The sequence below is a fragment of the Streptomyces sp. NPDC018031 genome (assembly GCF_044327625.1).
Classification (GTDB): Bacteria; Actinomycetota; Actinomycetes; order Streptomycetales; family Streptomycetaceae; genus Streptomyces.
This window is the reverse complement of record NZ_JBIRFT010000003.1, coordinates 284,017-297,555: the sequence shown is the minus strand read 5'-3', so window position 1 is coordinate 297,555 and position 13,539 is coordinate 284,017. Positions and strand designations below refer to the sequence as shown.

Here is a 13,539-nt window from a genome sequence, read left to right as displayed (position 1 = left end):
GTCGCGCTTGATTGAGTCGAGCATGTCAATGCGCTCGACTTACTTGAGAGTAAGCACGCCAGCGGGCACTGGCAATAATCGGGGAGGGGTGCTTTTCAGTCAGGGAACTGATCGATCGTCAGGTCGGTCGGCCGCAGGTGGGGCCGGTCGCCGGCCCCTGGGGCGGACGCGGTCCGGCGCGCGCCGCCCGGACGCCTCCCGGGGCCGCGCGGGGTGGGCGGCGCCGGCCGCCCGCTGTCTGACGCCCCGTCGGTCGCGCGGGCGGCGGCGACCGGCCCGGTGGTGCCCGAGGGGCCCGCTGACTACGGGAGGGTCACGGTCCGCATCCGGCCGTGCACGGCTCTTGCGCCGCCGCGCGGCCGCTCAGCAGACTGCGGTGGCGCAACTAGAACGCGTACCAGTTCTGTCCGCGGGCGCGAGGAGAGGACCTTCATGGCCGCCGAACCCGTCATCGTCGAAGCCGTGCGCACCCCCATCGGCAGGCGCCGGGGCGCGCTCGCCGAGCTCCACCCCGCTCAGCTGCTCGGCGAGACGTACCGTGAACTGCTCGCCCGCACCCCCCTGAAGCCCGACTGCGTGGAGCAGATCGTGGGCGGCGCGGTCGGCCACGCCGGCGAGCAGTCCGTGAACCCCGCCCGCGGCGCCTGGCTCGCCATGGGGCTGCCCTACGAGACGGCCGCGTCCACCGTCGACTGCCAGTGCGGCTCCTCCCAGCAGGCCAACCACATGGTCGCCAACATGATCGCCGGTGGTGTCATCGACATCGGCATCGCCTGCGGGGTCGAGGCGATGTCCCGGGTGCCGTGGGACAGCGGCGCCCGGCACGGCCCCGGCAGGCCCTGGCCCGACGCCTGGAGCGTCGACCTGCCCAGCCAGTTCGAGGCCGCCGAACGGATCGCCCGCCGCCGCGGCCTGACCCGGGAGCGGGCCGACGCCCTCGGCCTGGTCTCGCAGGAGCGCGCCGCCCGCGCCTGGGCCGAGGGGCGGTTCAAGCGGGAGACCTTCGCCGTGCAGGTACCCACCACCGAGCAGGAGCAACTCGCCGGACAGGGCATGTGGCGGCTGGTCGACACCGACGAAGGGCTCCGCGACACCCGGATGGAGGCGCTCGCCGGCCTCCAACCGGTCATGCCGACCGCGATACACACCGCCGGCAACTCCGCCCAGCTGTCCGACGGGGCCTGCGCCGTGCTGTGGGCGTCCCGGCGCGCGGCCCGCGCCCTGAAACTCCGGCCCCGGGCCCGGATCGTGGCGCAGGCGCTGGTCGGGGCCGACCCGCACTTCCACCTCGACGGCCCGATCGACGCCACCCAGGCGGTGCTCGGCAAGGCCGGGATGACGCTGCGCGACATCGACCTGGTGGAGATCAACGAGGCGTTCGCCTCCGTCGTCCTGTCCTGGACCCAGTTCTTCGAGCAGGACCTGGAGAAGGTCAACGTGAACGGCGGCGCCATCGCCCTCGGCCACCCGGCCGGCGCGGCCGGCGCCCGGCTGGTCACCACCGCACTGCACGAACTGGAGCGGGGCGACAAGGAGTTCGCGCTCATCACGATGTGCGCCGGCGGGGCGCTGGCCACCGCGACCATCATCCAGCGCCTGTGACCCGCGACCATCATCCAGCGCCTGTGACCCGCGACCATCATCCAGCGCCTGTGACCCGCGGCCATCATCCAGCGCCTGGGACCCGGGAGGGGGAGGGGCACCCGGCCCGGGCCCGGATCCGGGGCGGCCCGGGCCGGTCCGGCCGGCCGCGCCCCGGGAGAGCCGGCGCCGCGGGCCGCCCGGGGAGGCGGAGGGTTTGCGCCCGCCGCCCGCCCGGGCCGGCCGGGCATCAGTACCAGCGGTTGGCGCGCCAGAACGACCAGGCGCCGCACGGGCCGCCGTACCGGTCCTTCATGTAGTCCAGCCCCCAGCTGATCTGGGTGGCCGGATTCGTTCTCCAGTCGGGCCCGGCCGAGGCCATCTTGGTCCCCGGGGACGCCTGCAGCAGTCCGTACGCGCCACTCACCGCGTTGCTCGCGGTGACCCTCCACCCGCTCTCCCGCTCCACGAGCTTGTTGAAGCACCCGAACTGCGTCTTGTCCGGGATCATCTTCCGGGCCACCTCCCGCGCCGGGGCACCGCTCTTGCGCGGGGCCGCGGCGGCCTCGGCCGGCAGCGCGGTGAGGGCGACCGCGCCCATGGCCGCCGCGGCGCCGACCGCGAGACTTCTCCGACAGGACAGGGGCAGGGGCCGGTTGCAGCTGTGGCTGAGGGACACGGAGCGACACCTTCCGTAGGCGGCAAGGACCCCGCCGGAGTGGCCTGCTGCCGCCCCGGCGGCAAGCTCACTGTTGACGCCCCGACAGCTGACCGCAATTCAGCCACGTACTACCCCCGGTCGGAGAAGCCCCGGCCGGGCCGCCCGGTTCCGCGCGTCCCAGGTGCGCGCCCGCCGCCCCGGCCGGCTACGAAGGACGGTCGTAACCGCCGATGGCCGCCACGCCGGGCTTCACACGTACGAGTCGGTCGGGCACGCCCGCTCAGCGCATCCGCGACCGGTCCGGTTCCGCGAAGGCGACGGGTGCGCCGAACGCCGCCCGCCGGGTGGCCCGGCGCAGGGCCCGCAGGATGGTGCCGCCCAGCGTCAGGACGAGCACCACCGTGACCACCGCCCGGGGCAGGTCCCACCCCATGGAGGTGGCCAGGCAGTACGCGAGGAAGCGGGCCAGGTTGTCGGGGAGCGGATCGCCCGGCACGAACGACACGCTCGCCGCCATCCCGCCCAGATACGGCCAGCCCTGCAGGTTCATCGCCGTGCCGTACAGCACCGACGCGACCGCCCCGTACCCGGCGAGCATCAGCAGTTCGCCGCGCCCGCGCAGCCGCCGCGCGGCCGGCAGCAGGCCCGCCCCCATCGCCACCCACCCCATGGCCAGCATCTGGAACGGCATCCACGGCCCCACCCCGCCGGTGAGCAGGGCGGACGCGAACATCGCCACCGCACCGAGGACGAAACCGAAACCGGGCCCCAGCACCCGGCCGGAGAGCACCATCAGGAAGAACATCGGCTCGATCCCCGCGGTGCCGCCGCCCAGTGGCCGCAGCGCGGCGCCCGCCGCGGCGAGCACCCCCAGCATCGCCACCGCCTTGGCGTCGAGCCCGGGTGTCCAGGCGCCGGAGCCGGTCGCGGTCCCGCCGCTCGCGTCCCGCGCGGAGTCGGCGATCGTGGCCACCACCACGGCGATCAGCAGCGGCAGCAGCCCCGCGAACAGCCAGGGCGCGTCGGAGGAGTGGGCGAGCCCGGAGTCCGGCGCGGCGAGCAGCGGCCAGCCGAACGCCATGACGCCGACGGCCGACACCAGCACGAGCGAGGCCACCGACCGCGGGCCCAGCCGGACCGCCCGGACCCGGCCGCCGGGCCGGGGCCGCCGAGCGCCGCCGCCCGGCGGGCGGCCGTCCGCGGCCCCGTGCCGCACCTCGGCCGGGAGGCTCCCGGCGTCCTGGCCACCCGCGCCGTGCACGCCGCTCACGCCGGGTCCTCCAGCGCCCGCCGCAGCTGCGGCACCGTCAGCCAGGGCGACGGGGCGAGCACCTTGGCGACCTGCGGGGCGAAGGCGGGCGAGGAGACCACGACCTCGGCGGTGGGTCCGTCCGCCACCACCTCGCCGTCGGCCAGCACGACCACCCGGTGCGCCAGCTCGGCCGCCAGCTCCACGTCGTGGGTGGCCAGCACCACGGCATGGCCGTTCGCCGCCAGTTCCCGCAGCAGGTCCGCGAGCCGCGCCTTCGCCGCGTAGTCCAGGCCCCGGGTCGGCTCGTCCAGCAGGAGCAGCGGCGGCCCGGCGGTGAGGATCACGGCCAGCGCCAGCGCCAGCCGCTGACCCTCCGACAGGTCCCGGGGGTGGGTTCCGTCCGCCACCCCGGGGAGCAGCCGGCTCACCAGCGCCCGGCAGCTGCCGGGCGCGGCACCGGCGTCCCGGTCCGCCGCCGCGCACTCGGCGGCCACCGTGTCCGCGTACAGCAGGTCGCGCGGGTCCTGCGGCACCAGACCGACGTGGTGCAGCAGCTCGGCGGGCGGCGTGCGGTGCGGGACCGCCGCACCGGCCCGCACGCCGCCCGCGGACGGTTCGTGCAGGCCGGTGAACGCGGACAGCAGGGTGGACTTGCCGGCGCCGTTGCGGCCCATCAGGGCGACCGTCTCACCGGGCCGTACCGCCAGGTCCACGGCGTGCAAAACCTCGGCGCCGTCCCGGCGCACCGACAGCCCGGCCGCCTCGCCCACCGCGGCCGCGGGCGGCGGTGCCGGCTCCGCCGCCGGGGCCCGGCCGGCCAGCCGTTCCCGCAGCGGCCCGGCCTTGCGGCGCGCGTCCCGCACCGACAGCGGCAGCGGCGACCAGCCCGCCAGCCGGCCCAGGGCCACCACCGGCGGGTGGACCGGCGAGACGGACATCAGCTCGGCCGGGTCCCCGGCCACCGGTGCCTCGCCGGGGCCGGGCAGCAGGATCACCCGGTCCGCGTACTGCACCACCCGCTCCAGCCGGTGTTCGGCCATCAGCACCGTGGTTCCCAGGTCGTGCACCAGCCGTTGCAGGACGGCGAGCACCTCCTCGGCGGCGGCCGGGTCGAGGGCCGAGGTGGGCTCGTCGAGCACCAGCACCCGCGGGTGCGTGGTGAGCACGGAGCCGATCGCGACCCGCTGCCGCTGCCCGCCGGAGAGGGTGCTGATGGGCCGGTCCCGCAGCTCGGCCAGGCCCAGCAGGTCCAGCGTCTCCTCGACCCGGCGGCGCATGGTGTCGGCGGGCAGCCCCAGTGACTCCATGCCGTAGGCCAGCTCGTCCTCGACGGTGTCGGTGACGAAGTGGGCCATCGGGTCCTGGCCCACGGTGCCCACCACGTCGGCGAGTTCCCGGGGCCGGTGGGTGCGGGTGTCGCGGCCGGCGACCGTGACCCGGCCGTGCAGGGTGCCGCCGGTGAAGTGCGGGACCAGACCGCTGACCGTCCCCAGCAAAGTCGACTTGCCGACTCCGGACGGCCCGATCAGCAGGCACAGTTCGCCCTCGGGCACGGTCAGGTCCACGCCGGTCAGCGCGGGGCCGGCCGCGTCGGCGTATGTGACGGACACCTGGTCGAAGCGGATCACTGGGTGGACTCCTCGGAACGCGGCCGGGCCGCGGCGCGGGACGCGGCCGGGACCCCTGACGCGGGACCGGCCGGGGTACGGGACGGGGGACGGGAGGCGGCCGGGGTACGGGACGCGGGCCCGGTCCGGGCCGGGGCCGCCGCCCCGGACGAGGGGCGGGCCGGCGCCGGCGCGACGAACGCCGGTACCAGGCCGAGCAGCACCGACGCGGCGGGCCACAGCGGCAGCGTGGGCGCGGTGAGCGGCACCGCGGGCGGGTGCAGCGCCTGCGGCGCGTAGTCGGAGGCCCAGATCATCAGGGCCGCGACCGCCGCGCCCGACCCGGCCACCAGCCAGGCCCGCAACCCCCAGCGGTCCGGCCGGTACCGGGTCCGCACCGACCGGCGGCCGCCCAGGCGGAGGCCGCCCAGCGCGGCGGCGAGCCCGGCCAGCAGCACCGGCAGCCCGTACCCGGCGCCCTGCGCGGCGAGCAGCCCGTAGGTGCCGGCGCAGACGCCGAGCAGCCCGCCGAGGGTGAGCGCCGTGGTGGTGTGGCGCACCGCCGCCGGGACCCGGGCGGTACGGCCGTACCCCCGGGCGTCCATCGCCGCGGCCAGCGCCACCGACCGCTCCAGCGCGCCCTCCAGGACCGGCATCCCCACCTGGAGGAGCGCCTTCACCCCCCGGTCGGGGCGGCCGCGCAGCCGCCGGGCGGACCGCAGCCGCTGCACGTCGGCCACCAGGTTCGGCGCGAACGTCATGGCGACGACCACCGCGACGCCGGCCTCGTAGAGCGCGCCGGGCAGCGACTTCAGCAACCGGACCGGGTTGGCGAGGGCGTTCGCCGCACCGACGCAGATGAGCAGGGTGGCCAGCTTGAGCCCGTCGTAGAAGGCGAACAGCAGGCCCTCGGCGGTGACCGCGCCACCGAGCCGCACCCCGCGCGCCCAGTCCGGGAGCGGCACCTCGGGGAGGGTGACCAGCACCCGGGTGCCGGGGATGGGCGAGCCGAGGAAGACCGCGAAGAACAGCCGGATCGCCAGCACCAGCAGGCCGATCCGGAGGAACGCGCCGTAGGACCGGGCCCACGGCGCGTCGGTGCGGCGCACCGCGACCACATAGCCCGCGACCGCGATCAGCAGCCCGAGCAGCAGCGGGTTGGTGGTGCGGGACGCGGCGGTCGCCAGTCCCAGCGCCCACAGCCACCAGGCGCCGGCGTGCAGGGCGGTGCGGCGGGTCTCCCTGGGGGCCCGCAGCCGTTCGGCGAGCGAGGCCGCCCCGCTCGCGGTGCCCTTCGGGGTGCCGGGTGCGCCGCCCCGGGCGCCCTCCGGCGGGTCGGCCGCGGTGCCGCCGGGCGCGCCCTGCGGCGCGCCGGGTCCGGTGCCGCCGCGGCGGCCGGGCACCGCCCCGCACTCGCCCCCGGGTCCGCCTTCGGCCGCACCGGGCCGGGACGGGCGGGGTCCGCCGGCGCTCATCCGCGGCGGCGGCGCGCCTGCCACAGGGCGGCGGCCCCGAGCGCGACCACGGCGGCGGCCCCGCCGATCAGACCGGCCGAGGGGCCGGCGTCCCCGCCGTCCCCGCCGTCCGCCCGGGATCCGCCGTCGTCGTCGGCGGATCCCGAACCGGCGGACCGGGAGACGACCTCCGCGCAGCCGGACCGGGGGTAGCCGCCGATGGCGCAGAGCAGCGCCGAGGAGTCGTAGCGCAGCGGCTCGGCGACCGCGGCCAGCGCGTCCGCCGCGGTGGCGCCGCCGGCGACCCGGGCGCAGGCGGTGCGGGCCGCCGGCGGGGTGTGCCCGTCCGGCGCGTCGGCCGCGGTACCGAAGTCGATGACCACGGCGACCCGCTTGCCGCCGTCCCCGGCCGGGGTGTCCCCGCAGATGGTGTCGAAGGAGGCGGTGCCGCGCGGCCGCGTGGCGTTCCGCGAGTCGGGGCTGACGGCGTACCGGAACCCGACGGTGTCGCCGTCCCCGGGCCGGGCGGTCCCCGGGCCCTGCGTGGCGTAGGTCCACCGCCCGCCGTCCCGCTCCCAGTAGGACCAGTAGCGGTAGCCGTCGGCCGCGGCCGCGGGGGTGGCGCCGAGGGCGATCAGGGCTCCGGCCGCCAGGGCGGCCACCGCGCCGGATATCGCCGTGCCCGGGACGGCGGACGGCCGCGCCCGGGGCGGTGCGGGCGGGCGCGCGGTCCCGTCCGTCCCGGGGCCGGTCCGCCTCCGGGGGGTCGCTGCGGTGTCCATCAGTGCTGCTGCTTCTTCCGGCCGCTCAGCAGGAAGCCGATGCCGATGCCCATGACCGCGCCGACGCCGACGATCCACCAGACGCCGTAGCCGCCGTCGTCGTCGTTGTCGTCCTTGTCGTTCTCGGAGTCCTTCTTCCGCTCGGTCCCGCTCGGGTCGGCCGACGGCGTCCCGGCGCCGGGGCCGGTCTCGCCGAGCGCGCGGAGCAGGTCGGTACCGCCGAAGTCCCGCGGATCGGCCCCGGCGGCGCGGCCCGCGAGGATGAGCTTGGCCAGCGCCGCGGGCTGGTCCTCGGCCCAGGCGACGGCCCCGGCCTCCTTGCCGGTCAGCCACTTCAGCGGCTTGGCGGCGGCCTCCCGGTGGCCGCCGGCGGCCAGTGCGAGCACCGCGTCCGCGGTGCCGCCGACGTCGGGCTGCTTCTCCTGCCCCGGCATCGTGCCGTTGAGGTGCTGGCCGTTGGCGGCGAGCGCGGCGGACAGGTAGGCGGTGGCGGCGTCCGCGCCGGCCGCCGGTTCCCGCGCGGCCTTGTCGTCGCCGCTGCCGCCGTCGCAGTCCAGCGGCGCGAGCGGCTTGTCCGTCTTGTCTGCCTTCGCGACGTCGAACACGAATCCCTTGCCGTGGGCGGCGAGCGCGGCGGCCGTGGTGGCCAGCGGGTTGGCGTGCAGCTTGCCCTTGTCCGGCTGGTAGGCGAAGGCGCCGCGCTCGTCCCGGTCGGCGTCGCAGCCCAGTTGCAGCGCGAGCAGCGCGTCGTACGGGCTGTGGCCGCCCTTGGCGGAGGTGATCCCGGCGGGGTCCTCGCCGGCGGCCGCGAAGGCCCCGATCACGGTGGCGGTGGAGTTGGCGTCGCTGGGGCTGCCCGGGTTCATGCCCCAGCCACCGTCGTCGTTCTGCTGCCGCTTGAGCCAGGCGATGCCCTTCTCCACCACGGCGCCCCGGCCGCCGACCGCGGCCAGCGCCTGCACGGCGGCCGCCGTGGCGTCGCTGAACTCGCCCTTCTTCGGCTCGCAGGGCGTCGCCGTCTCGTCGCGGTAGGCCGCGAACCCGCCGTCCGCGCACTGCTGTCCGGCCAGCCAGTCGACGGCCGCCGCGGGCGGCGTGAGGCCGGACGCGTCCTGCGCGAGGAGTGCCAGGGACTGCCGCCAGACGCCGTCGAACCGGGGGTCTCCGGAGCCGTACAGGGCCTCCGGCAGGGCGGATGCCGTGGGCTTGGGCGTGTCCTGCCGGGCTGCTCCGGCGGCGGTCGCGGCGGGCGCGAGGGCCGTGCCCAGGACGACGGAGACAGCCAGAGCCGCTGCGCTGCGGCGTGCGTTCATGGGACGGTGCCTCTCGGTGGAGACCGGCCGGGCCGGTTGACGTCGTTGCGGTGGGTGGTGCGGTTCTGCGCAGCCGCGCGCGGCCGACCACCCGCGCGCCCGCATCGGTTGCGGCCGGCGACGCGGAGGCACCGGGCCCGGCTCCGTATTCCTCGACGGTGCCGCGTCCCGGCGGCGCAGCGTGCGCGGCGCCGCCGGTGACGGGAGCCTGTGCGACGTCCGGCCGGGCGCTCCGGCTCGTACGGCGCCGGGAAGGGCCGTACTCACGGTTGCGGGTCAGCGCCGGATTCGCACCGGCTTCTCCCGATCGGACACCGATGAAGTTGTGCACGGACACTCTAACCGGGGCGGTGTCCGTGACCCGGCCCCGGCTCGGGCGCGTACCGGTGACCGGCCGGTCCGGGCGGCGGACGACGGGCGCTTGGGCCGACCGGGCGGCCGGCCGTCGGTCAGCGGCGGGCCGGCGCGGTCAGGTCGATCAGCCGGCACACCGTCTCGATGTCGATCTTGACCTGGGCGATCGAGGCCCGTCCCGACAGCCAGGTGATGAGCGCCGAGTGCCAGGTGTGCTCGATGACCCGCACCGCCGAGAGCTGTTCGGCGGTCGGCGACCCCGTCAGGCCCATGGCGTCCAGGATGATCGCGGTGGTGAGCCGGGAGACCGCGTCGACCTCCGGGCTCACCGAGCGGTCGGCGAAGGTCAGCGCCCGCACCATCGCGTCCGCCAGCTGCGGTTCGCGCTGCAGCGCGCGGAACGCCCGCATCAGGGTCTGGGCCACCCGCGCCGCGGGTTCGGGCTCGGTCGGCGGACGCTTGCGCAGCGTCTCGTGCATCTGCTGGAGCTGGTCCTGCATGGTCGCGACGAGCAGATGGACCTTGGAGGGGAAGTAGCGGTACAGCGTGCCCAGGGCCACCTGCGACGTCTCGGCCACCTCGCGCATCTGCACCGCGTCGAAGCCGCCCCGGCTCGCCAACTGGGCGCTGGCGTGCAGGATCCGGCGGCGGCGTGCTTCCTGCCGCTCGGTCAGCTGCAGGGAGGCTGGCTTGGCTTCTGCGGTCATCTGTCCTACTTCGGTGCCTTCGGTACGTTCCGTCTGCAGGCTGCGGACACCGTGCATGATGGCAGGGCCGCCGGAGTGGTGCGAGTCACTGAAACGTGTTCCAGGCTAACCCCGCCGAAGCCCGCCCGGAGCGCCGTCGTCCCAGCTCGGACAGGTTCCTGCCGCCGGTCGCGGTACTCGCCCGTCAGGTGACGGTGCGTCGGGGTCCGGTGCTCCGGCGCCGCCCGCCGGACGGCCCGCCGGGCGCCCCGCCGCCCACCGGTCCCGCGGCCGTCGCCGCTGGTGCGGCACGGTGCCCGGGCGACCCGGCGGCGGCCCGGCCGGCACCCGGCCGGGGCGCCGCGCGGCACCGGGCGGCGGCAGTGGCGCGGATCACCCGTCCCGCCCCGGGCGGGCCGGTGCCGGGCGGGTATCTTCGGACTTCTCCGGCGATCCGTAAGTGAAACTTGTTCTAGCCGTTTGCTTGCGGATACGCTCCCGCTGAACTGCACCGAGAAGGGGGCCGCGAGTGACCGGCGACAGGCCGCTGCGCATCGCGCTGCTCACCTACAAGGGGAACCCGTTCTGCGGTGGCCAGGGCGTCTACGTACGCCACCTCTCGCGCGAACTGGCGCGACTGGGCCACCACGTCGAGGTGATCGGGGCCCAGCCGTACCCGGTCCTGGACGACGGGGTCACCCTCACCGAGCTGCCCAGCCTCGACCTGTACCGGCAGCCCGACCCCTTCCGGACCCCCGCGCGCGGGGAGTACCGCGACTGGATCGACGCGCTGGAGGTCGCCACCATGTGGACCGGCGGCTTCCCCGAGCCGCTCACCTTCAGCCTGCGGGCCCGCCGCCATCTCGCCGCCCGGCGCGGCCAGTTCGACGTCGTGCACGACAACCAGACCCTCGGCTACGGCCTGCTCGGCCTGCACCGCGTCGGGTTCCCGCTGGTCACCACCATCCACCACCCCATCACCGTGGACCGGCGGCTGGAACTGGACGCCGCCCCCGACTGGCGCCGCCGCGCCTCGGTGCGCCGCTGGTACGGCTTCACCCGGATGCAGAAGCGGGTCGCCGGACGGCTGCCCTCGGTGCTCACCGTCTCCGGCTCCTCCCGCCGGGAGATCATGGACGACCTGGGGGTGCGCGCCGACCGGGTCCACGTGGTCCCCATCGGCGCCGACGCCCGGCTGTTCGCCCCGGACCCGGCCGTCCCCGAGGTGCCCGGCCGCATCGTCACCACCTCCAGTGCCGACGTCCCCCTCAAGGGCCTGGTCCACCTGGTCGAAGCGCTCGCCAAGGTCCGCACCGAGCAGCCCGACGCCCATCTGGTGGTGGTCGGCAAGCGGCCCGAGGAGGGGCCGGTGGCCGCCGCGATGACCCGCTACGGCCTGGAGGAGGCGGTCCGGTTCGTCAAGGGCATCAGCGACGCCGAGCTGGTCGACCTGATACGCGGGGCCCAGATCGCCTGCGTCCCCTCCCTCTACGAAGGCTTCTCGCTGCCCGCCGCCGAGGCGATGGCCACCGGCACCGCCCTGGTCGCCACCACCGGCGGCGCCATCCCCGAGGTGGCCGGCCCCGACGGCGAGACCTGCCTGGCCGTACCGCCCGGTGACTCCCAGGCACTCGCCGCCGCACTGACCCGCCTGCTCGGCGACGACGAGCTGCGGCGCCGGCTCGGCGCCGCCGGCCGCGACCGGGTACTGAGCCGGTTCACCTGGGAACAGGCCGCCCGCGGCACCGCCGACCACTACCGCACCGCCATCGCCGAACAGGGCCCCGCCGCCCGCCGCGCCGCCCCCGTCCCCGTCGCCGCACCACCACGGCAGTTCACCTGACCCACACCGGCCCGGCCCGGCGGCACCCCCCGCCCCCGCCGGCCGGACCGACCGCCCCCACCGCCCCCACCCACGGCGCCCCCACCGCCCACCGCCCACCCCCTCCCGATCCGCCCGGACGAAAGCAGACCCCCTTGCTGACCGTCGACTTCTCCCGCTTCCCCCTCGCCCCCGGCGACCGCGTCCTCGACCTGGGGTGCGGCGCCGGGCGGCACGCCTTCGAGTGCTACCGGCGCGGCGCGCACGTCGTCGCGCTCGACCGCAACGGCGACGAGATCCGAGAGGTCGCCACCTGGTTCGCGGCGATGAAGGAGGCCGGTGAGGCGCCCGACGGCGCCACCGCCACCGCGATGGAAGGGGACGCGCTCGCGCTGCCCTTCCCCGACGACAGCTTCGACGTCGTGATCATCTCCGAGGTCATGGAGCACATCCCGGACGACAAGGGCGTCCTCGCCGAGATGGTCCGGGTCCTCAAGCCGGGCGGACGGATCGCCGTCACCGTGCCCCGCTACGGCCCGGAGAAGATCTGCTGGGCCCTCTCCGACGCCTACCACGAGGTCGAGGGCGGCCACATCCGCATCTACCGCGCCGAGGAGCTGCTGGAGAAGATGCGCGAGGCCGGACTGCGCCCCTACGGAACCCACCACGCGCACGCCCTGCACAGCCCCTACTGGTGGCTCAAGTGCGCCTTCGGCGTGGACAACGACAAGGCCCTGCCGGTCCGCGCGTACCACAAGCTGCTGGTCTGGGACATCATGAAGAAGCCGCTGGCCACCCGGGTCGCCGAGCAGGCCCTGAACCCGCTCATCGGCAAGAGCTTCGTGGCCTACGCCACCAAGCCGCACGACACCCGCCGGGCGGCGGTGTGACCTCGTCCCGCCGCGGCCCCGGCCGCACCGAACGGCTCGTCCTGCCCGGCGTGCTCACCGCCGAAGAGGCGCTGCGCACCGTCGAGGGCATCGCCTCCGCCCAGCGGTCCGACGGCGCCATCCCCTGGTTCCGCGGCCACCACCTCGACCCCTGGGACCACGTCGAGGCCGCCATGGCCCTGGACGCCGCGGGGGAGCACGGACGCGCCGAGGCCGCCTACCGCTGGCTCGCCGACCACCAGAACCCGGACGGGTCCTGGTACGCCGCCTACCCCGACACGCCGACCGGGGTGGACACCGCCCAGCCCGACGACCGCGGGGCCGAGAGCAACTTCTGCGCCTATGTCGCCGTCGGCGTCTGGCACCACTACCTGTCCACCGGCGACGACGCCTTCCTGGACCGCATGTGGCCGACCGTGGTCGCCGCCGTCGAGTTCGTCCTCGCCCTCCAGCAGCCGGGCGGCCAGATCGGCTGGCGACGCGAGGCCGACGGCACGCCCGTCACCGACGCGCTGCTCACCGGCAGTTCCTCCATCTACCAGGCGCTGCGCTGTGCGCTGGCGATCGCCGAGCACCGCGAGGAGCCGCAGCCGGACTGGGAGGTCTCCGCCGGGCTGCTGGCGCACGCCATCCGCAGCCACCCCGACCGGTTCCTCGCCAAGGACCGCTACTCCATGGACTGGTACTACCCGGTGCTCGGCGGGGCCCTCACCGGCACCGCGGCCAAGGAGCGCATCGAGGAGGGCTGGGACCGCTTCGTGGTCCCCGGCGTCGGGGTGCGCTGCGTCGTCCCCAACCCGTGGGTCACCGGTGGCGAGAGCTGCGAACTGGCCCTGGCGCTGTGGGCGATGGGCGAGTCGGACCGCGCGGTGGAGATTCTCCAGTGGATCCAGCCGTACCTGCGTGCCGAGAACGGCATGTACTGGACCGGCTACGTCTTCGACGACCGCGTGGTCTGGCCGGAGGAGCTCACCACCTGGACCGCCGGTTCGCTGCTGCTCGCGGTGGCCGCGCTGGGCGGCGACGAGGCGACGACCGCCGTCTTCGGCGGCGAGCGGCTGCCCACCGGACTGGACCCCGGCTGCTGCTAGCGCGCCCCGCCGCCCGCCCCGGGGTCGCGGCCGGGCCGGTGCCGCC

11 protein-coding genes and 1 riboswitch are annotated in these 13,539 nt (G+C 76.0%); of the genes, 4 read left to right on the top strand and 7 right to left on the bottom strand.

Going from position 1 to position 13,539, the window contains the following annotated elements; genetic code table 11:
- Window positions 1-432: 432 nt before the first annotated feature.
- On the top strand, window positions 433-1,602 hold the full coding sequence (locus ACH4B3_RS11580; protein WP_398462590.1) for a steroid 3-ketoacyl-CoA thiolase: 1,170 nt from the start codon (window positions 433-435) through the stop codon (window positions 1,600-1,602).
- Between the two features lie 229 nt (window positions 1,603-1,831).
- On the opposite strand, the gene ACH4B3_RS11575 is transcribed toward ACH4B3_RS11580, so the two are convergent.
- From ACH4B3_RS11575 to ACH4B3_RS11545, 7 genes are all read right to left on the bottom strand, one after another.
- Window positions 1,832-2,182: a transglycosylase SLT domain-containing protein gene (locus tag ACH4B3_RS11575; RefSeq protein ID WP_398462757.1), complete on the bottom strand. Its 351-nt coding sequence runs from the start codon at window positions 2,180-2,182 to the stop codon at window positions 1,832-1,834.
- Window positions 2,183-2,522: 340 nt separating this feature from the next.
- The gene (locus ACH4B3_RS11570; RefSeq protein ID WP_398462589.1) at window positions 2,523-3,512 is read right to left on the bottom strand and encodes an ECF transporter S component; all 990 of its coding nucleotides are present in this window, start codon (window positions 3,510-3,512) and stop codon (window positions 2,523-2,525) included.
- A complete protein-coding gene (locus ACH4B3_RS11565) occupies window positions 3,509-5,122 on the bottom strand; it encodes an ABC transporter ATP-binding protein (protein WP_398462588.1) in 1,614 nt (537 codons plus the stop codon). Before ACH4B3_RS11565 ends, ACH4B3_RS11570 begins: the two co-directional genes overlap by 4 nt.
- A complete protein-coding gene (locus ACH4B3_RS11560) occupies window positions 5,119-6,357 on the bottom strand; it encodes a CbiQ family ECF transporter T component (protein ID WP_398462756.1) in 1,239 nt (412 codons plus the stop codon). Before ACH4B3_RS11560 ends, ACH4B3_RS11565 begins: the two co-directional genes overlap by 4 nt.
- 215 nt (window positions 6,358-6,572) lie before the next feature.
- Complete coding sequence (locus tag ACH4B3_RS11555; protein WP_398462587.1) at window positions 6,573-7,337, bottom strand: SCO2322 family protein; 765 nt, start codon at window positions 7,335-7,337, stop codon at window positions 6,573-6,575.
- Window positions 7,337-8,650 (bottom strand): prenyltransferase/squalene oxidase repeat-containing protein, encoded by a 1,314-nt coding sequence (locus tag ACH4B3_RS11550; RefSeq protein WP_398462586.1) that lies wholly within the window; start codon window positions 8,648-8,650, stop codon window positions 7,337-7,339. The genes ACH4B3_RS11555 and ACH4B3_RS11550 overlap by 1 nt, the downstream gene beginning before the upstream one ends.
- A 203-nt stretch (window positions 8,651-8,853) precedes the next feature.
- Window positions 8,854-8,984, bottom strand: a riboswitch (cobalamin riboswitch).
- A 115-nt stretch (window positions 8,985-9,099) separates the two neighbouring features.
- A complete protein-coding gene (locus ACH4B3_RS11545; RefSeq protein ID WP_398462585.1) occupies window positions 9,100-9,711 on the bottom strand; it encodes a TetR family transcriptional regulator in 612 nt (203 codons plus the stop codon).
- A 508-nt stretch (window positions 9,712-10,219) separates the two neighbouring features.
- On the opposite strand from ACH4B3_RS11545, the gene ACH4B3_RS11540 reads away from it, so the two are divergent.
- The 3 genes from ACH4B3_RS11540 (at window position 10,220) to ACH4B3_RS11530 (ending at window position 13,493) form a co-directional block, all read left to right on the top strand.
- Window positions 10,220-11,533, top strand: a complete 1,314-nt coding sequence (locus ACH4B3_RS11540) for a glycosyltransferase family 4 protein (RefSeq protein ID WP_398462584.1) — start codon at window positions 10,220-10,222, stop codon at window positions 11,531-11,533.
- Window positions 11,534-11,667: 134 nt separating this feature from the next.
- The gene (locus ACH4B3_RS11535; protein WP_398462583.1) at window positions 11,668-12,402 is read left to right on the top strand and encodes a methyltransferase domain-containing protein; all 735 of its coding nucleotides are present in this window, start codon (window positions 11,668-11,670) and stop codon (window positions 12,400-12,402) included.
- The gene (locus ACH4B3_RS11530; RefSeq protein WP_398462582.1) at window positions 12,399-13,493 is read left to right on the top strand and encodes a prenyltransferase/squalene oxidase repeat-containing protein; all 1,095 of its coding nucleotides are present in this window, start codon (window positions 12,399-12,401) and stop codon (window positions 13,491-13,493) included. Before ACH4B3_RS11535 ends, ACH4B3_RS11530 begins: the two co-directional genes overlap by 4 nt.
- The last annotated feature ends 46 nt before the right edge of the window (window positions 13,494-13,539 follow it).